Source organism: Streptomyces sp. (assembly GCF_036566765.1).
Taxonomy (GTDB): domain Bacteria; phylum Actinomycetota; class Actinomycetes; order Streptomycetales; family Streptomycetaceae; genus Streptomyces.
Window position 1 is genome coordinate 1 of the sequence record NZ_DATCVQ010000003.1, and the last position, 17,321, is coordinate 17,321.

Below are 17,321 nucleotides of genomic sequence, written 5' to 3' on the forward strand. Positions count from 1 at the left end.
CGACTTCGTCAACGGCGCCCAGACGATCATCGACGAGTTCATCTCGTCCGGTGAGCAGAAGTGGGGCCAGCGTTCGGGGGTCGTGCTGCTGCTGCCGCACGGCTTCGAGGGCCAGGGCCCGGACCACTCGTCCGCCCGCCCCGAGCGCTTCCTCCAGCTCTGCGCGCAGAACAACATGACGGTCGCGATGCCCACCTCGCCGTCGAACTACTTCCACCTGCTCCGCTGGCAGGCGCACAACCCGCACCACAAGCCGCTGATCGTCTTCACCCCGAAGTCGATGCTGCGTCTGAAGGCGGCGGCGTCGAAGGCGGAGGAGTTCACCACCGGCGGCTTCCGCCCGGTGATCGGCGACGACTCGGTGAACCCGACCGACGTCCGCAAGCTCGTCTTCTGCGCCGGCAAGGTCTACTACGACCTGGAGGCCGAACGGCAGAAGCGCGGCGTCACGGACACGGCGATCATCCGCCTGGAGCGGCTGTACCCGCTGCCCGGCGCGGAGCTGCAGGCCGAGATCGCCAAGTACCCGAACGCCGCGAAGTACCTCTGGGCGCAGGAGGAGCCGGCGAACCAGGGCGCGTGGCCGTTCATCGCGCTCAACCTGATCGACCACCTGGACCTGGCGGTCGGCGCGGACCTGCCCCCGGCGGAGCGGCTGCGGCGCATCTCGCGTCCGCACGGCTCCTCCCCGGCGGTCGGCTCGGCCAAGCGTCACCAGGCGGAGCAGCAGCAGCTGGTCAACGAGGTCTTCGAGGCGTAAGCCCGGAGGTCACGGCCAGGCCCGGAGGCCCGGTACCCCCGTCGGGGGGACCGGGCCTCCGGCCTATCCTGGTCGCATGTACTTCACGGACCGTGGCATCGAGGAGCTGGCGAAGCGGCGCGGCGAGGAGGAGGTCACCTTTGAGTGGCTCGCCGAGCAGCTCCGGACCTTCGTCGACCTGAACCCCGACTTCGAGGTGCCGGTGGAGCGCCTGGCGACGTGGCTGGCGCGGCTGGACGACGAGGACGAGGACGAGTAGGCGACGTCAGGTCGCCTGTTTCTCCGCGTCGGCGGCCCGCAATCGGTCGTAGGCCAGGCCCACGACGCCGTCGGCGAGGAGCAGGAAGCCCGCCGCCGTCCAGCCGCCGCTGCGGCGGGCGATGCCCCAGGCGGTGAGCGGAAGGCCCGCCGCGAGCTGGGCGACCGCGAGGGTACGGGCCTTCGGGCCGCGCAGGTACGGTCCGAAGCGGCCGCCCTCCACGACGTCGAGCTCGGCGCGGACGGCCTGTCTCCAGCCGGACCAGGCCAGTTCCTCCGCGCCCTGCGCCTCGGCGGCCGCGCGGAGTTCCTCGGCACGGTCGCCGGGGGTGAGCCCGGGCGGCAGGGTCAGGCCGGTGCGGGCGAGGACCGCGGTGAGTCCGACGAGCCGGGCGCGAGCGTCGGCGTCCTTGTCGGGGCGGGTGAGCGATTCAAGGACCTGGACGTCGAGGACGGGGTCGAGGGCGAGCCGGGCGGCGAACGTGCGCATCGCCTCGTCCTCGCCGACCGGGGTGCCGTCGGCGAGCCAGGTGTATCCGACGGTACGGCGGAAGCCGGCGGCCAGCGTGAACCCGGCCCGGTCCGTGTCCCACCAGAGCGCGAGGACCGGCCAGGTGGCGCCGACCGCGAGGGCTGCGGCCCAGCCGGCTGCGACCCGCTCGACGGGCTCGCCCCCGTCCAGCCACGGCTTCCCCTCGGGCACGAGCACGCTCCAGTCGCGCCCCGCCGGGGCGAGCAGCAGCTGCTCGCGGAGCAACTGGGCCGGGGCCCGTACCGCCGAGGGCTCGGCACGGCAGAGCAGCAGGGCGTTCATGCCCCCACGCTAGGGCAATTTGCCCGGCTAAGGCGGTGAATGGGGTCCGGACGGGCAGGCGAGAGGCTTGACGTGGTCAGCCCGCGATATATCGTGTCTCGTAGAAGACGCGATATGTTGCGTATCTTGCATCGCGTGTGTCACGTGCGTCGCGAGCGCCGTCTGCGTCGCCCGAAACGGGAGGTCAGCACCATGACAGAGTGGTCCGTCGCCGAGCCGAGAAAACTCACGCTGACCGAACCCGTGCAGCACCTCCGGATCCGCATCGTCAACGGCACGGTCAACGTGGTGGGCACGGACGAGGCCACCACGCGCCTGGAGGTCTCCGAGATCGAGGGCCCGCCGCTGATCGTGACCCAGGAGGGGTCGACGCTGACGATCAGCTACGAGGACCTGCAGTGGAAGGGCCTGCTCAAGTGGCTCGACCCCAAGGGCCGCCGGCGCAGGGCGGTCGTCTCGGTCGCGGTGCCGGCCGGCGCGGACGTCGAGGTGGGCACGATCGCCGCGGAGGCGGTGGTCTCCGGGATCAAGGGCCGGACGGACGTACGGGGCGTCTCCGGCGACACCACGCTCGTCGGGCTGGCCGGGCCGGTCCGGGCGGAGAGCATCTCGGGCGGCCTGGAGGCCCAGTCCGTCACCGGCGCGCTCCGGGTCAACTCGGTGAGCGGCGACGTGACGCTGGTCGAGGGCGCGGGCTCGTCCGTCAAGGCGGACACGGTGAGCGGGGCGCTCGTCATAGACCTGGACCCGCACCGGCTCGACGGACCGCCCGCGGACATCCGGCTCACCAGCGTCTCCGGCGAGGTCGCGATCCGGCTCTCGCACCCGGCGGACGCGCGGGTCGAGGCGAACACCACCAGCGGGTCCGTCTCCAACGCGTTCGACGATCTGCGGGTCGGGGGCCAGTGGGGCGCGAAGAGCATCACCGGCACGCTCGGGTCGGGCCGTGGCTCACTGAAGGCGACCACGTTCTCCGGCTCGATCGCGCTGCTGCGCCGGCCCGACGAGGCCCCCTCCGGAAAGGTGTTCTGACATGCCGCCCGTCTTCGCCCACGGCCGACTCCGCCTCTACCTGCTGAAGCTCCTCGACGAGGCGCCGCGGCACGGCTACGAGGTGATCCGCCTCCTGGAGGAGCGCTTCCAGGGCCTGTACGCCCCCTCCGCGGGCACGGTCTACCCGCGCCTGGCCAAGCTGGAGGCCGAGGGCCTGGTCACGCACGCCACCGAGGGCGGCCGGAAGGTGTACTCGATCACCGACGCGGGCCGCGCGGAACTGGCCGGCCGGGTCGGCGAGCTCGACGACCTGGAGCAGGAGATCCGCGCCTCGGTCTCCGAACTCGCCGCGGAGATCCGCGAGGACGTCCGCGGCGCGGCGGGCAAGCTGCGCAGCGAGATGCGCGCGGCGGCCGGCGAGACCCGACGCGGCACCCCGTCGTTCCGCGAGCAGGCCCGCCAGGCCCGCGAGGAGGCCCAGTCGGCCCGCCGCCAGGCCAAGGAGTTCCAGCGGATCGCCAAACAGGTCCAGGACCAGGTCCAGGACCACTTCACCCGAGGCGACTGGCCGGCCGGCGTCCGCGAGGGCCTGGCGGAGATCACCAGCCAACTGGGCGGCCTCCTGGGCACCCCGGGGGCGCCGGGGAAGCCATGGGCGACGGGGACGGCGGGGTCGGCGGGGTCGGCGGACAAGTCCGGGACGGCGGGGACGGCGGGGACGGCCGACTCGACCGGCAGCGCCGGGACGACGGGCGACGCCGGGGCAACGGGCGACGCCGGGGCCACGGACGCGTCCGGGACGACCGGCTCCGAGGCGGCGGCCGGGACTGCCGGCGCGCCCGGCTCTCCGGACGCCTCGCCGGAGGCCACCGGCGAGGCCCCGGCCGCCCCGCCGTCGCCCGTCTGGTCCCCCGACCTCGTCGCCTCCGGCGACCCCGTGCGCGATCTCGACCGGCTGCTCGATCGGTTCCGGGACGACGTGCGGGACGCGGCGCGGGATCACGGGGTCACGGCTGAGCAGTTCGCCGAGGCCAGGGACCAGCTGTCGGCCACCGCCGGGACCCTGCTCGGGCTGTTGCGGCGCCGGGGCTGAGCGTCAGGCGACGGTCGGGCGCGAGACCGCGGTGTCGACGGCGGCGAAGGTCACCCCGTGGTCGGCCAGGGCCTCCGTGACGACGCCCCCCGTGGTGGTCAGCGCGAGCAGGAGGTGTTCGTCGCCTATCTCCCGGTCGCGGCGGGCCAGGGCCACCCGGAGGGACTTCTCCAGGACGGTCTTGGCCTCTCGCGTGAAGGACCGGCGACCCGACCACCGCCCGGCGTCCTTGCGGTCGCCCGCCAGCGCGCCCGCGCCGTGGGTCTCCTCCACCCGCGCCACGATCGCGCCGACGTCGATGCCCAGGTCCGCCAGCGCCTCGGCGTCCGCCCGGGACAGTCCGGCCCGGCGGCGGGCGTCGGCCAGGGCGGCCACGAGGGACGCCCGGCGGTCCGGCGGGCACAGCTCCCGCAGCACCGCCGCGGCCCGCGTGTCCTCCTGGTCGAGCAGGGCCAGCAGCAGATGCTCCTCGGTGACGACCGCCGCGCCGCCGCGCTCCGCGTGCCCGACCGCACCCTTCACCACGGCCCGGGCGCCCTTCGTGAACCGTTCGAACATCACTGCCTCCCGTACTTCTTGTGGACGGCCTGTCGGCTGACCCCCAGTTCGGCCGCGATCTCCTGCCACGACCATCCCTGGTTGCGCGCACTGCGCACCTGGACGGCCTCCAGCTGTTCCAGCAGTCGCCGCAGCGCGGAGACGGCCCGCAACCCGATCCGGGGGTCGCGGTCGCCCGCCCGCGCGGCGAGCTCGGTCGCATCGGTCATGGTGTCAACTTACGTTGACACCTCCGCCCTGTCAACCACGGTTGACGGTGACCACCACCCGCGCCCCGGGCACCGCGTACACCCGCACCCGCCCGTCCTTCCTGACCGCCACCGCCTTCCCGACGACCCGGACCTTCCACTCCCCCTCCGGCAGCGACAGCTCGGTCGCTCCCCCGCGCCCGGCGACGTACTCCAGCCGCTCCGGCGCCGCGGACACGACCCGGCCCGCCACCGCCTCCGCGTACGGCTGCGCCGTCCGCTCCTTGTTCGTACGGAACCTCCCCTCCCCGTCCACCGCGCAGTACCCGCCGCCGTAGCACCACACGTAGCCCGCCCAGCCCGAGCCGTACCGCCCCAGCGAGGCCATCGCGTCCTCGTAGAAACGGCCCATGTTCGGCAGGGAGTTGTTCAGCGGACCCCACTCGCCGACCACCACCGGCACCCGGTACTCCTTCGGGTACTGCGTCACCGCCGCCTCGTACGCCTCGATCCAGCCCGCCGCCGGGTCGTAGTCCGCCCCCGCCTCCATCCCCGTGTTGTAGAAGTGCGGCGCGTAGACCACCTTCGGGTCGTCGATCCGGCCGAGACCCGTCGGCACCCCCTCGCCCACGATCGGGGTCGGCTCGACGAACACCCAGCTGTCCCGGTCCACCGCGCGCACCGCGTCCGCGAGCCGGTTGTACATGGGGGTCAACTGCTCTCGCTCGATCCGCCGGGCCGCCGTCGGCAGATCCTCTCCCTCGCCCAACTCCCCCATCGGCTCGTTGATCAAGTCGTACCCGAGCACCGCCGGATGATCCTCGAACGCCGTGGCGAGTACGCGCCACATCCGCTCCTGCGCCCGCCGCAGGTCCGCGTCCGCGTACAGATGCGTGAAGGCCCGCTGCACCGCGGGCTCGAAGTACTCGGAGAACCAGTCGTCGGGGTGCGGCGTGAAGGGCAGCCCGTCGGTCCGCGTCGCCCATGCCGGCACACCCCGGTGCCCGAACGCCGGCCCGAAGACGTCCTGGTGGGCGTCGATCAGGACATGGACGTCGTACTTCTCCGCCCAGTCCAGGATCCGCTCGATCTTCGCCAGGTACGCCCGGCTGTACTTCCCGCGCTCCGGCTCCAGGTCGTCCCAGAAGACCAGCAGCCGCGCGAAGTTGAAGCCCTTGGCCCGCATGTCGCGGAAGTGCCGCTCGGTGATCGCGGAGAGCGCCTGGTCCCCGCGGTTGGCCTTGTCCTCGACGTTCCAGCCGCGCAGTGTGAGCACCCGCCCGCGCTCGTCGGTCAGGGCGGGTATCGCACGATCGCCGTCCGCCTGGGCGGCGGTGGGAGCGAGCAGCGCGGCGACGACGGCGCTCACGGCAAGGGTGGTTCGGAGCAACACGGGAAACCTCCGGCACGACGATGAGTTCGCAGTGCCGGAGATCCCATCAGTACATCTGACGCACCATCAAGAGGTCGTGAGGACGATCTTTCCGAAGAGCTCGCCCGAGGCCATCTTCTCGAAGCCCTCCCGCGCCCGGTCCAGCGGCAGCACCTCGTCGATCACCGGCCGCAGCCCCGTCGCCGCGCAGAACGACAACAGGTCCTCCAGCTCGTCCTTGGAGCCCATCGTCGAGCCGACGACCTTCAGTTCCAGGAAGAAGATCCGCGTCAGCTCGGCGTGCGAGGGCCGGTCGCCGCTGGTCGCACCGGAGATGACGAGCGTGCCGCCAGGCCGCAGCGACTTGACCGAGTGCGACCAGGTGGCCGCGCCGACCGTCTCGATGACCGCGTCCACCCGCTGCGGCAGCCGCGCGCCCGGCTCGAAGGCCTCCACCGCGCCGAGCTCGATCGCCCGCTTGCGCTTGGCCTCGTCCCGGCTGGTGGCGTAGACCCGCAGGCCGGCGGCCTTTCCGAGGGCGATCGCGGCGGTGGCGACACCGCCGCCCGCGCCCTGCACCAGGATCGAATCGCCCGGCCGCACCCCGGCGTTGGTGAACAGCATCCGGTACGCGGTGAGCCACGCGGTCGGCAGGCAGGCGGCCTCCTCGAAGGAGAGCTCCTTCGGCTTGGGCAGCACGTTCCAGCTCGGCACGGTCACCCGCTCGGCGAAGGTGCCCTGGTAGCGCTCGGTGAGGATGGAGCGCGGCTCGTTCGGCCCGACGCCGTGCCCGGTCTGTCCGATGACGGAGTGCAGGACGACCTCGTTGCCGTCCTCGTCGATGCCCGCGGCGTCGCAGCCGAGGATCATCGGCAGCCTCTCCTCGGGCAGGCCCACGCCGCGCAGCGACCACAGGTCGTGGTGGTTGAGGGAGGCGGCCTTGACGGTGACGGTGGTCCAGCCGGGGCGCACCTCGGGTTCCGGGCGCTCGCCCAGCTCAAGGCCGTTCAGCGGCTGATCGCGGTCGATTCGGGCGGCGTAGGCAGCGAACATGGCCTGAGCGTAGGGCGGCACCGGTGCGCGGCGGAACCGCGCACCGGTGTGACGCACGTCCCCTCGGGACTACGGCGCTACCGGTCCCGCCGCCACTGCGCCGGCGAGCCCTTGGTCCCCGGATCCTCGTACGAGCCGGCCACCCCCCGGTCCACATGGAAGCTGGTCAGCGTGGTGACCGGGGAGAGCGGGTCGCGGCGGTCGGCGATCACGCGCATGTGCGTGGTGAAGCGCTGCGGCGTCACCTCGTACACGTCGTAGCCGTACCGGTTGCCCTCGAAGTACTTCAGGTGCGGGTTGGCCGCGCCCATCAGCGGGCCGTTGGTCGCGTTCCAGTCCGCCGAGTACGCGCTGGAGCTGACCGAGTGCGCGGTGAACTCGGTGCCGATCACCGGGGACGAGGTGTCGTCGAAGTCCGGGCGGATGTCGTCGACGAAGGCGGAGTGCCAGTCGCCGGTGATGACGACGAGGTCCTCCATGCCGGTGCTGTGGACGTGCCCGAGGACCTCCTTCCGCTCGGCCAGGAAGCCGTCCCACTGGTCGGTGAACATGTACGAGCCGCCCGGCCGGCCGCGCAGCTGGCTGAGCATGATCGAGTTGGCCCAGACGTGCCAGGCGTCCGGGGCCTGGCCGACCCCCTGCTTGAGCCAGCCCTTCTGGTCCGCGCCGAGGATGGTGCCGCCCGCGAGGTTCTGCGCCGAGCGGTGCGAGCGCAGGTCGAGGACGGTGAGTTCGAGCAGGTCGCCCCAGTTCCGGCGGCGGTGGATGACCGGGTCGGGCAGCGACGCGTCGCCGGCCAGGCCGTCGCGGTGGGGCATGTGCTCGTACCAGGCCTGGTACGCGGCGGCCCGGCGCTTGAGGAACGGCGCGCCGCCGCCGGTGCCGCTGTAGTCGTTGACGACCTCGTGGTCGTCCCAGGTGAGGAACCACGGGTGGGCGGCGTGCGCCTCGCGCAGGGACACGTCGCCCTTGTAGAGGGCGTGCCGGCGGCGGTAGTCGCCGACGGTGAGCGGGTCGGGCGCGGTGTGCTCGCGGTCGTGGCCGGTGGTCGCGCCGCCCTCGTAGATGTAGTCGCCGAGGTGGACGACGAAGTCGAGGTCCTCGCGGGCGATGCCGCGGTGGGCGGCGTAGTAACCGGACGGGAAGTGCTGGCAGTTGGCGGAGGCGAAGCGCACGGCGGCGACCGGTCCGACCGGCGCGGTCTTCGTCCGGCCGATGCGGCTGGTGACGCCGAGGGCCTTGAACGCGTACCAGTAGTGGCGGCCGGGGGCCAGGCCGCCGACGGGCACGTGGACGGAGTGACCGAGGGTCGCGGAGGCGGGGAAGACGCCGCGGGCGACGACCCGGCTCAGGGCGCTGTCCTCGGCGACGACCCACTCGACCTCGACTATCTCGGGCAGGTTCTGCTGCTCGGCGAAGGGCTCGGGAGCGAGCCGGGTCCACAGCAGGACGCCGGTGGCCTGCGGGTCGCCCGAGGCGACGCCGAGGGTGAAGGGGGCCGTGTCGTACTCGGCGCCGATCGCCTGGGCGGCCTCGCGGGCCTGAGCGGGCGACAGACCGGCGGTGAGCGGCCAGACAGCGCCGAGGGCGCCCGCGGCGCCGGCGGCCTTCAGGAGGTCGCGTCGGTTGAGCGTCATCGCTGCCTCCCCGTGGCAGTCGCGGAGGCGGCGGTCGTGGTGAGGGTGAGGGAGATGCCGTCGGCGTACCCGTCGTTGGACGTGCCGCCGCCGGTGCGGGTCAGTACGAGGCGGAGCCGGGCGGTCCGGGAGCCGGGCGGCACGGCCGCCGCGGCGCGGCGCTCCAGGAGCGCGGTACGGCTCTTGCGCTCGCCGGCGGCGACCGGTCCGAGGACGCTCAGCGCGAGCGGGGTGCCGGCCGCGTCGCGGAGCTCGACGGAGAGCATGGCCCCGTCCTCCTGGGTGGCGTACCCGCCGAGCCAGGCGGCGAGCTCGTACCGTACGCGCCCCTCGTCGATGCCCGCGACGGGCAGGGCTATGTCCTGGACGAGGATGGTGCGGGGGCTGTTGCCGCCGGAGAAGAACCGGCTGCCGCGCTGCGGCGGCCCGGGGTCGCGCGGCCCGGGATACCCGCCTCCGAGGCTGTACGCGACGAGCGCCGGCGCGCCCTCCGCGATCTTCCACCCGACGACGGACCCCACGGGCTGAGCGCTCCCGCCCGGTCCGCTCTCGGCGTCTCCGTTGACGACCAGATTCACTCGCGTTCCTCCTCATGGGGGGTTTCGGCGCGGTGCATCACAGCAGCCGGGGGTGAACCGAGGAAGACGCGTGAGGAACATCGGCCGGAAACCGGCGGGGGCTTTCGGGAGGGGTCCGGGGCGGACGCGCGAGGGCGGACGCGCGAGGGGCCCCGTCCTGGGTCAGGACGGGGCCCCTCGCGTACGACGGCCGGGTCAGCGGCGGGCGACGCCCTCCGCACGGGCGGCGGCGGCCACGGCGGCCGTGACGGCCGGCGCGACGCGCTCGTCGAACGGGGACGGGATGACGTAGTCGGCGGCGAGCTTGTCGCCCACGACGTCCGCCAGCGCGTTCGCCGCGGCGATCTTCATGCCCTCGGTGATCCGGGAGGCCCGGACCTGGAGAGCGCCGGCGAAGATGCCGGGGAAGGCGAGGACGTTGTTGATCTGGTTCGGGTAGTCCGAACGGCCGGTCGCGACGACCGCGGCGTACTTGTGCGCCACGTCCGGGTGGACCTCGGGGTTCGGGTTGGCCATGGCGAACACGAAGGAGTTCGGGGCCATGGACGCGACCGCGGCCTCGGGGACCGTGCCGCCGGAGACGCCGATGAAGACGTCCGCGCCGGCCAGCGCGGTCTCCAGGGAGCCGGTCAGGCCCGCCTTGTTCGTGATCTCGGCCAGCTCGCGCTTGACCGGGGTGAGGTCGTCGCGGTCCAGGCTGACGATGCCCTTGCGGTCCGCGACGGCCACGTCGCCGAGGCCGGCCTCCAGCAGGAACTTCGCGATGGCCACACCGGCCGCGCCGGCGCCGGAGATGACACCGCGCAGGTCGCCCAGGGTCCGGCCGGTCAGCTTCGCCGCATTGCGGAGCGCGGCGAGGGTGACGACGGCGGTGCCGTGCTGGTCGTCGTGGAAGACGGGAATGTCGAGGCGCTCCTGGAGCTTGCGCTCGATCTCGAAGCACCGCGGCGCCGAGATGTCCTCCAGGTTCACTCCACCGAAGGAGGGGGCGAGCCGGACGACGGTCTCCACGATCTCGTCGGTGTCGGTCGTCGCGAGCGCGATCGGCACCGCGTCCACGCCGCCGAACTGCTTGAAGAGGATCGCCTTCCCCTCCATGACGGGAAGCGAGGCCTCCGGGCCGATGTCGCCGAGTCCGAGCACCGCCGTGCCGTCCGTCACGACGGCCACGACCTGAGACTTCCAGGTGTAGTCGTTGACGAGCTCGGGCTGCTCGGCGATAGCGCTGCACACCTTGGCGACGCCGGGCGTGTACGCGAGGGACAGGTCGTCCTTGTCGCGCAGCGGCACGGTGGCCTGAATGGCCATCTTGCCGCCGCGGTGCAGCGCGAAGGCCGGATCGAAGGGCTCCTCCTGAGCCCCTTCCGGGCCGCTCGCGCTGCGAGGGTTGACGATCTCCGCTGCCATTGGGTTGACCCCTTAAGTCTTCTTCATTTGAGGGTGGCCGCTCCCGGTTGAGGAGGGGTGGGTGGGTCCCGCGGCCGCCGTGTCTGGCAGCCGCGCGGGCGCGCCGCACAACGCGCCCTGAGCCCCGGATGAGGGGTGTAAGGATCCTTCTTACCGGACGAACAGCACCGCAGACGAGTCCATTCCGACTCGGTGACGAGGCTCATAGACACGCGACACGGTCACTCACAGAGCCGACTGGTCACCGAATGTCCGGACAGATGCCTGAGCGAACCGAATCACGCACTTCGGGTCGTCCGAATGGCGAGAAGAACCGGAGATTTTCCGGCCAGTTGGAGTAATCGCGGGAGAAGATCCGGCCCTGATGTACCGGCCTGTCGGGGTTCGGGGGTCACCCGTTATCCGATTTTGACATTCGTGCCCCCCTGAATCGGACAGTCCGAATGGCAAGATGCGGTAATCACACGAGGTCGCGCCACTCGAAGGTGCGTGCGCGGCCTATGGCAACTCCCGATCCCGCCGGAGGAACCCGACCATGACCGCAAGCACCACGCGCTGCACGACCGCCGCGAAGACCCGGACGTCCCGGATTGCCGCGGTCGCCGCCATCGCGGTCGCCGGCTCCATGCTGCTGACCGCCTGCGGCGACCAGACCGAGGGCGGCACGACCGAGGGCGGCACGAAGAGCGCCGCCGCGTCGAACGCCCCGCTGTTCTCCAAGCTGCCGGCGGACATCCAGAAGGCCGGCGTCATCAAGGTCGGCACGGACGCGGCCTACGCCCCGATGGAGTTCACCGAGGGCGGCAAGATCGTGGGCGTCGACCCCGACATCGCCGAGGCGCTCTCCAAGCAGCTGGGTGTGAAGTTCCAGTTCACCTCCGGCACCTTCGACGGCCTGATCACCTCGATCTACACCGGCCGCCAGGACCTCATCATGTCCTCGATGACGGACAACAAGAAGCGCCAGGAGGGCCTGGACGACAACGGCAAGAAGATCGGCAAGGGCATCGACTTCGTCGACTACTTCAGCTCCGGCGTCTCGCTGCTGGTCAAGAAGGGCAACCCGCAGAACATCAACTCCCTCGACGACCTCTGCGGCAAGACGGTCGCCGTCCAGCGCGGCACCATCTACGAGGACACCTTCAAGGCGCAGGCCGTGAAGTGCGGCTCGAACAAGCTCACCATCCAGGCGTTCGACACCGACGCCGAGGCCCAGACCCGCGTGAAGGCCGGCGGCGCGGTCGCCGACCTCAACGACTACCCGGTCGCCGCGTACATCGCGAAGACCTCGGGCGGCGGCAACGACTTCGAGGTCACCGGCCAGCAGAGCGACGTCGGCCTCTTCGGCATCGGCGTCTCCAAGGACGAGACCCAGCTGCGCGACGCCGTCAAGGACGCCCTCGACGCGATCATCAAGGACGGCTCGTACGCCAAGGTCCTGGAAGAGTGGGACGTCTCGGACAGCGCCGTGAAGTCGGCCACCGTCAACGCCGGCAAGTGACCTCCACGCTCCGCTGAAGGGCAGTCATTGTGACTGACAAGATCGACAAGGGTCCGGCCGACGCTCCGGTCGGGCCCGGCGCCTCGGGTTCCCCGTACGAGGCGATCAAGGCAATCCCCGTGCGGCACGTCGGGCGCTGGATCAGCGCCGTCGTCGTCGTCGCACTGCTCGGCTGGCTCATCTACGCCTTCTCCCAGGGCAACATCATCTGGGACACGGTCTGGGACAAGCTGTTCGACCCCTCCGTCCTGGAGGGCCTGTGGAACACCGTGGTCATCAGCGTCGCCTCCATGGCGCTGGGCCTCGTCCTCGGCGTCGTCTTCGCGGTGATGCGGCTCTCCAAGAACCCGGTGACCGGCGCGGTCGCCTGGCTCTACATCTGGTTCTTCCGGGGCACCCCGGTCTACGTCCAGCTGCTCGTCTGGTTCAACCTGTCGCTGATCTTCGAGTACATCAACCTCGGGCCGATCTACAAGAACGAGACCGTGGACGTCATGACGCCGTTCATGGTCGCGCTCCTGGGTCTCGGCCTCAACGAGGGCGCGTACATGGCGGAGATCGTCCGCGCCGGCATCCAGTCGGTCGACGAGGGACAGACCGAGGCCGCGCACGCGCTCGGCATGCCGCAGACGAAGACCATGCGTCGCATCGTCCTGCCGCAGGCCATGCGGGTGATCGTGCCGCCGACGGGCAACGAGTTCATCAACATGCTCAAGACCTCGTCGCTGGTCTCTGCCGTGCAGTACACCGAGCTCCTGCGGGCGTCGTCGAACATCGGCAACACGGCCGGCGCCGTCATGGAGATGCTGTTCGTGGCCTCCATCTGGTACCTGGCCCTGACCAGCGTGTTCAGCGTCGGCCAGTACTACCTGGAGCGCCGCTTCGCCCGCGGTTCGCTGCGGAGCCTGCCCCCGACCCCGCTGCAGCGCATCCGGGCTAACCTGTTTCCCCTGAGGTCCGACCAGAGCGGAGGTGCCGCATGACCGCGATGGTTAAGGCTGAGGGCGTCCACAAGTCCTACGGCGCAGCCCACATCCTCCGGGGCATCGACCTCGAGGTCGCCCCCCGCGAGGTCTTCTGTCTGGTCGGCCCGTCCGGCTCCGGCAAGTCGACCTTCCTGCGGTGCATCAACCACCTGGAGCGCGTCGACGGCGGACGGCTGTCCGTCGACGGCGATCTCGTGGGCTACCGCCAGAAGGGCGACAAGCTCTACGAGCTGAAGGACAGCGAGGTCGCCGCCCAGCGCCGCGACATCGGCATGGTCTTCCAGCGCTTCAACCTGTTCCCGCACATGACGGCCCTGGCCAATGTCATGGAGGCGCCGATCCAGGTGAAGGGCGAGTCCAAGTCCGTGGCCCGCGAGCGGGCCGAGCGGCTGCTCGACCGGGTCGGCCTGGCCGACAAGGCCGGGAACTACCCCTCGCAGCTCTCCGGCGGCCAGCAGCAGCGCGTCGCCATCGCCCGTGCTCTGGCGATGGAACCGAAGCTGATGCTCTTCGACGAGCCGACCTCGGCGCTCGACCCGGAGCTGGTGGGTGACGTCCTCGACGTCATGCGCGACCTCGCGGAGTCCGGCATGACGATGGTCGTCGTCACCCACGAGATGGGCTTCGCCCGCGAGGTCTCCGACACGGTGCTGTTCATGGACCACGGCGCCGTCGTCGAGACCGGAAAACCGGACCAGCTGTTCGACAAGCCCGAAACCGAACGGCTGCAGCAGTTCCTGTCCCAGGTACTGTAGGCCGCTCCGCGGCCTGTGCGCCTTTTTGGTAGCTGGAACAACCAGAAAGGCGCACGGGCGCGAAGCGCCTACCGCGTCATCGCCCGGATCCGCCTGGCCGCGACGGAGATCAGCGCCAGTGTGGGTTCGGTGGCGACCTCCGACTCGATTTCCGTCAGCAGTGCCCGCGCGCGGGCGAGTCGGGCGGCGTTGTGCTGTTCCCACTGGTCCACCTTGTCGGCCGCGTCATCGCCGGGTTCGCTCACGGACAGCGCGTCGAGGGTGATGGCGCGCAGCGAGCTGTAGAGGTCGTCGCGCAGGGCGAGACGTGCAAGGGCGTGCCACCGGTCCAGCCGGGGGAGCGCCGTGACGGCGGTCAGCGCGGTGTTGATGTGCAGGTGCGCCGACAGCGCGAAGTACAGTTCGGCGACGTCCTCGGGGCGGTGCTGTGAGATCTCCGCGATGTCCACGATGTCGAGGAGGCAGTACGTGTGCAGCAGGTCCGCCACGTCCGCGGCGAGCCCGGCCTCCGCCCCGCGCGATGTGAGGGCCTCGGTGCGCCGCTCCACCGCGGTGATCTCGTCGCCGCGCAGCCATTCCCGGACCCGCGGGCCGAGGTCGCGGACGACCGGCCGGTAGCGGGCGATGGTGGCCTCGAGCGGCAGCGGTTGCGGCCGGTGCGTGGTCAGCCACCGCGACGCGCGGTCGATCAGTCGCTGGGTCTGCACCGTCAGCGCGTTCGTCCCGGCCGTCGGCGTCGCGTCGGCCGCCGCCCGGATCCGCTCGAAAGTCGCTCCGAGGTCGAAGATCTCGGCGACCGCGGTGAAGGCGTTCACCGCCTCCGCGGAGTCGGCGCCCGTTTCCTCCCGCAGCCGGAAGGCGTACGTCATCCCCGCTCGGTCGACCATGTCGTTGACGACCGACGTCGTGACGATCTCCCGGCGCAGCGGATGCGCGGCGACCGTGTGCGCGAACTCCCGGCCGAGGCGCGGCGGGAAGTAGTTGTGCAGCCGGCCGGCGTAGACACCGTTGTCGGGGAGGGTCGTGCCCGACACTTCGCTCTTGATGAAACGCTTGACCTGCGCGGTGAGCTGCGCCAGCTCCGGGCTCGTCAGTCCCTTCTGCTCACGTTCGAGTGCACCGAACTGCGCGGACGTCGGGAGCACGTCGATCGCGCGGTCCACGTGGCCGCGCCGTTCCAGGTCGTCGACCATGCGGGAGTGGAAGCTGACGAGAGTGCCGGCCTGCGCCCGGTTCAGGCTCATCATCTCGTTCTGGCTGCGGTTGTCGGCGAGGACGAGCCTGCTGACGTCGTCGGTCATGTCGGACAGCAACTCTCGCCGGTCCTGCGCGGCGAGGGTGTTGTCGGCGGTGGCGCCTGCCAGAGCGATCTTGATGTTGACCTCGTGGTCCGAGCAGTCGACGCCGGCCGAGTTGTCGAGCGCGTCGGTGTTCACGCGACCGCCGTTGCGCGCGTATTCGATCCGCCCGAGCTGGGTCAGGCCGAGGTTGCCGCCTTCGCCGACCACCCGGACGCGCAGTTGGGGCGCGTCGAGCCGGACCGCGTCGTTCGACTTGTCGCCGACGTCGGCGTGGCTCTCCGTCGTCGCCTTCACGTACGTTCCGACCCCGCCGTTCCACAGCAGGTCCGCGGGCGCACCGAGGACGGCACGCACGAGTTCGACGGTGGTGAGGACCGGATCGTCGTCGATCCCGAGAACGCGCCGGGCCTGCGGTGTCAGCCGAACGGACTTCGCCGACCGGTCGACGATCATCGCGCCGTCGCTGAGGACCGCCTTGTCGTAGTCCTTCCAGCTCGACCTGCCGAGCCCGAAGAGCCGTGCCCGCTCGTCCCACGACCGCTGCGGGTCGGGATCGGGGTCGATGAAGACGTGCCGATGGTCGAATGCCGCGAGCAGGCGGATGTGGGGGCTGAGCAGCATCCCGTTTCCGAAGACGTCGCCGCTCATGTCGCCGATGCCGACGACGGTGAAGTCGTCGGTGCGGGTGTCGACGCCCATCTCGCGGAAGTGCTGCATGACGCTTTCCCACGCGCCGCGGGCCGTGATGCCCATCGCCTTGTGGTCGTAGCCGACGGATCCGCCGGACGCGAATCCGTCGCCGAGCCAGTACCCGCGCTCGAGTGCGATCGCGTTGGCGACGTCCGAGAATGCCGCTGTCCCTTTGTCTGCGGCGACCACGAGGTACGTGTCGTCGCCGTCGCGCCGGACGATGCCCTCCGGCGCGATCACCTGCCGGGTCGTGATGTCGAGGTTGTCCGTCATGTCGAGGAGGCTCGAGATGAATTCGCGGTAGCAGGAGATGCCCGCCGAGTACATCGCCTCCCGGTCGGCGGCGGCGTCGCCGGTCGGCACGGGCGGGTTCTTGACGACGAAGCCGCCTTTCGCTCCCGCGGGGACGATGACGGCGTTCTTGACCGCCTGCGCTTTGACGAGTCCGAGGATCTCGGTGCGGAAGTCGTCGCGGCGATCCGACCACCGGATGCCGCCGCGGGCGACGTCGTCGAATCGCAGGTGCACGCCCTCCATCCGGGGCGAGTACACGTAAGCCTCGTATTTCGGTCGGGGCAGCGGCAATTCGTCGATCGACGAGGAGTCGAACTTGAATGCGAGAGCGCGCGCGGCCCGACGGTCTTCGGCGTAGTACGTCGTCCGGGTGGTGGCGCGGATCAGCGAGAGCAGTGCCCGCAGAATCCGGTCGGCGTCGATCCCGGCGACGGCGTCGATCGCGTCGACGGTGCGGCCCTCGAGCGCGTCTTCCGCGGCGGCGTCGCGTTCGATGCCCGGGTCGAGGCGGAGCGCGTGGAACTCGACGAGGAGTTTCGTGATTGCACTGTTGCTCAGCAGGACTCGTTCGACGTTGCTGCGGCTGTACGGAAGCCCGGCCTGACGCAGGTAGGCGGCGTACGCGCGGAGGACGGTCACCTGACGCCACCCGAGCCCGGCGTGCAGGACGAGCGCGTTGAACCCGTCGACCTCGGTCTCACCCGTCCACGCGGCCCGGAACGCGTCCGCGATCCGGCTGTCCCGGGTCACCCCGTGACCGTCCGTCACGGCGACCAGATCGACGGTGAGGTCGTAGATCCAGGCACGGTGCCCGTCCGGGCGGGTCAGCGCGGCCGGTCGTTCGTCGAGCGCGTTGACGCCGAGGCTGGACAGGATCGGCAGAACCTCGTTGAGCGGCGCGGGTTTCCCGACCGCGTAGATCTTGAGGTTCTCGTACGGCGCGGACGCCTCGGTGGTGGTGAACGTCAGCGCCACACTGTCGACGTCGAGGCGCTCCACCTCGGCGACGTCGCGGATCGCCTGTGCCGGATCGGTTTCGGTGGCGTAGCTGATCGGCAGCGCGGACGCGTAGTGGCGCGCGAC

General features: G+C 71.1%; 15 protein-coding genes and 1 pseudogene. 7 read left to right on the forward strand and 9 right to left on the reverse strand.

From position 1 onward, the window contains the following. Both kgd and VIU94_RS00055 read left to right on the forward strand, forming a co-directional pair. Window positions 1-760, forward strand: a pseudogene (gene kgd, locus VIU94_RS00050) (multifunctional oxoglutarate decarboxylase/oxoglutarate dehydrogenase thiamine pyrophosphate-binding subunit/dihydrolipoyllysine-residue succinyltransferase subunit); the annotation flags it as partial. A 76-nt stretch (window positions 761-836) separates the two neighbouring features. Continuing rightward, window positions 837-1,019, forward strand: coding sequence for a DUF6104 family protein (locus tag VIU94_RS00055; protein ID WP_161252429.1), 183 nt, complete (start codon window positions 837-839; stop codon window positions 1,017-1,019). Between the two features lie 6 nt (window positions 1,020-1,025). Here the strand turns inward: VIU94_RS00055 and VIU94_RS00060 are convergent, their stop codons facing one another. Next, window positions 1,026-1,832: a hypothetical protein gene (locus VIU94_RS00060; protein WP_331906109.1), complete on the reverse strand. Its 807-nt coding sequence runs from the start codon at window positions 1,830-1,832 to the stop codon at window positions 1,026-1,028. Between the two features lie 192 nt (window positions 1,833-2,024). Between VIU94_RS00060 and VIU94_RS00065 the strand changes: the two genes are divergently transcribed. Continuing rightward, complete coding sequence (locus VIU94_RS00065) at window positions 2,025-2,864, forward strand: DUF4097 family beta strand repeat-containing protein (RefSeq protein WP_331906111.1); 840 nt, start codon at window positions 2,025-2,027, stop codon at window positions 2,862-2,864. A gap of 1 nt (window position 2,865) precedes the next feature. Beyond that, window positions 2,866-3,918, forward strand: a complete 1,053-nt coding sequence (locus tag VIU94_RS00070) for a helix-turn-helix transcriptional regulator (RefSeq protein WP_331906113.1) — start codon at window positions 2,866-2,868, stop codon at window positions 3,916-3,918. A gap of 3 nt (window positions 3,919-3,921) precedes the next feature. Here the strand turns inward: VIU94_RS00070 and VIU94_RS00075 are convergent, their stop codons facing one another. The 7 genes from VIU94_RS00075 to VIU94_RS00105 all read right to left on the reverse strand — a co-directional run bounded on the left by VIU94_RS00075 (window position 3,922) and on the right by VIU94_RS00105 (window position 10,711). Beyond that, the gene (locus VIU94_RS00075) at window positions 3,922-4,476 is read right to left on the reverse strand and encodes a Clp protease N-terminal domain-containing protein (RefSeq protein WP_331906115.1); all 555 of its coding nucleotides are present in this window, start codon (window positions 4,474-4,476) and stop codon (window positions 3,922-3,924) included. Further along, window positions 4,476-4,685, reverse strand: a complete 210-nt coding sequence (locus VIU94_RS00080; RefSeq protein WP_331906118.1) for a helix-turn-helix domain-containing protein — start codon at window positions 4,683-4,685, stop codon at window positions 4,476-4,478. Before VIU94_RS00080 ends, VIU94_RS00075 begins: the two co-directional genes overlap by 1 nt. A 31-nt stretch (window positions 4,686-4,716) precedes the next feature. Next, a complete protein-coding gene (locus VIU94_RS00085; protein ID WP_414720857.1) occupies window positions 4,717-6,054 on the reverse strand; it encodes a glycoside hydrolase family 5 protein in 1,338 nt (445 codons plus the stop codon). 69 nt (window positions 6,055-6,123) lie between these two features. Continuing rightward, window positions 6,124-7,089 carry a zinc-binding dehydrogenase gene (locus tag VIU94_RS00090; RefSeq protein ID WP_331906120.1) on the reverse strand — a complete coding sequence of 322 codons (966 nt, stop codon included), beginning with the start codon at window positions 7,087-7,089 and terminating at the stop codon, window positions 6,124-6,126. Window positions 7,090-7,166: 77 nt separating this feature from the next. Then, window positions 7,167-8,726, reverse strand: coding sequence for an alkaline phosphatase D family protein (locus VIU94_RS00095; protein ID WP_331906122.1), 1,560 nt, complete (start codon window positions 8,724-8,726; stop codon window positions 7,167-7,169). Next, complete coding sequence (locus VIU94_RS00100; RefSeq protein ID WP_331906124.1) at window positions 8,723-9,304, reverse strand: phosphoesterase; 582 nt, start codon at window positions 9,302-9,304, stop codon at window positions 8,723-8,725. The genes VIU94_RS00095 and VIU94_RS00100 overlap by 4 nt, the downstream gene beginning before the upstream one ends. Before the next feature lie 195 nt (window positions 9,305-9,499). Beyond that, window positions 9,500-10,711, reverse strand: a complete 1,212-nt coding sequence (locus tag VIU94_RS00105; RefSeq protein WP_331906126.1) for an NAD(P)-dependent malic enzyme — start codon at window positions 10,709-10,711, stop codon at window positions 9,500-9,502. Between the two features lie 535 nt (window positions 10,712-11,246). On the opposite strand from VIU94_RS00105, the gene VIU94_RS00110 reads away from it, so the two are divergent. From VIU94_RS00110 to VIU94_RS00120, 3 genes are read left to right on the forward strand one after another with little or no spacing between them, the layout of a single operon-like run. Next, window positions 11,247-12,212 carry an ABC transporter substrate-binding protein gene (locus tag VIU94_RS00110; RefSeq protein WP_331906128.1) on the forward strand — a complete coding sequence of 322 codons (966 nt, stop codon included), beginning with the start codon at window positions 11,247-11,249 and terminating at the stop codon, window positions 12,210-12,212. A gap of 29 nt (window positions 12,213-12,241) precedes the next feature. Then, window positions 12,242-13,195, forward strand: coding sequence for an amino acid ABC transporter permease (locus VIU94_RS00115; protein ID WP_331906130.1), 954 nt, complete (start codon window positions 12,242-12,244; stop codon window positions 13,193-13,195). Then, on the forward strand, window positions 13,192-13,953 hold the full coding sequence (locus VIU94_RS00120) for an amino acid ABC transporter ATP-binding protein (RefSeq protein ID WP_331906132.1): 762 nt from the start codon (window positions 13,192-13,194) through the stop codon (window positions 13,951-13,953). The genes VIU94_RS00115 and VIU94_RS00120 overlap by 4 nt, the downstream gene beginning before the upstream one ends. Before the next feature lie 68 nt (window positions 13,954-14,021). Here VIU94_RS00120 and VIU94_RS00125 read toward each other — a convergent pair. After that, the coding region (locus VIU94_RS00125; protein WP_331906134.1) for an NAD-glutamate dehydrogenase domain-containing protein at window positions 14,022-17,321 on the reverse strand (3,300 nt) is incomplete at its 5' end.

What these genes read in the sequence shown, in the direction of transcription:
- VIU94_RS00055 (WP_161252429.1), top strand. Translation starts at nt 837, where the DNA reads ATGTACTTCACGGACCGTGGCATCGAGGAGCTGGCGAAGCGGCGCGGC.
- VIU94_RS00060 (WP_331906109.1), bottom strand. Translation starts at nt 1,832, where the DNA reads ATGAACGCCCTGCTGCTCTGCCGTGCCGAGCCCTCGGCGGTACGGGCC.
- VIU94_RS00065 (WP_331906111.1), top strand. Translation starts at nt 2,025, where the DNA reads ATGACAGAGTGGTCCGTCGCCGAGCCGAGAAAACTCACGCTGACCGAA.
- VIU94_RS00070 (WP_331906113.1), top strand. Translation starts at nt 2,866, where the DNA reads ATGCCGCCCGTCTTCGCCCACGGCCGACTCCGCCTCTACCTGCTGAAG.
- VIU94_RS00075 (WP_331906115.1), bottom strand. Translation starts at nt 4,476, where the DNA reads ATGTTCGAACGGTTCACGAAGGGCGCCCGGGCCGTGGTGAAGGGTGCG.
- VIU94_RS00080 (WP_331906118.1), bottom strand. Translation starts at nt 4,685, where the DNA reads ATGACCGATGCGACCGAGCTCGCCGCGCGGGCGGGCGACCGCGACCCC.
- VIU94_RS00090 (WP_331906120.1), bottom strand. Translation starts at nt 7,089, where the DNA reads ATGTTCGCTGCCTACGCCGCCCGAATCGACCGCGATCAGCCGCTGAAC.
- VIU94_RS00095 (WP_331906122.1), bottom strand. Translation starts at nt 8,726, where the DNA reads ATGACGCTCAACCGACGCGACCTCCTGAAGGCCGCCGGCGCCGCGGGC.
- VIU94_RS00105 (WP_331906126.1), bottom strand. Translation starts at nt 10,711, where the DNA reads ATGGCAGCGGAGATCGTCAACCCTCGCAGCGCGAGCGGCCCGGAAGGG.
- VIU94_RS00110 (WP_331906128.1), top strand. Translation starts at nt 11,247, where the DNA reads ATGACCGCAAGCACCACGCGCTGCACGACCGCCGCGAAGACCCGGACG.
- VIU94_RS00120 (WP_331906132.1), top strand. Translation starts at nt 13,192, where the DNA reads ATGACCGCGATGGTTAAGGCTGAGGGCGTCCACAAGTCCTACGGCGCA.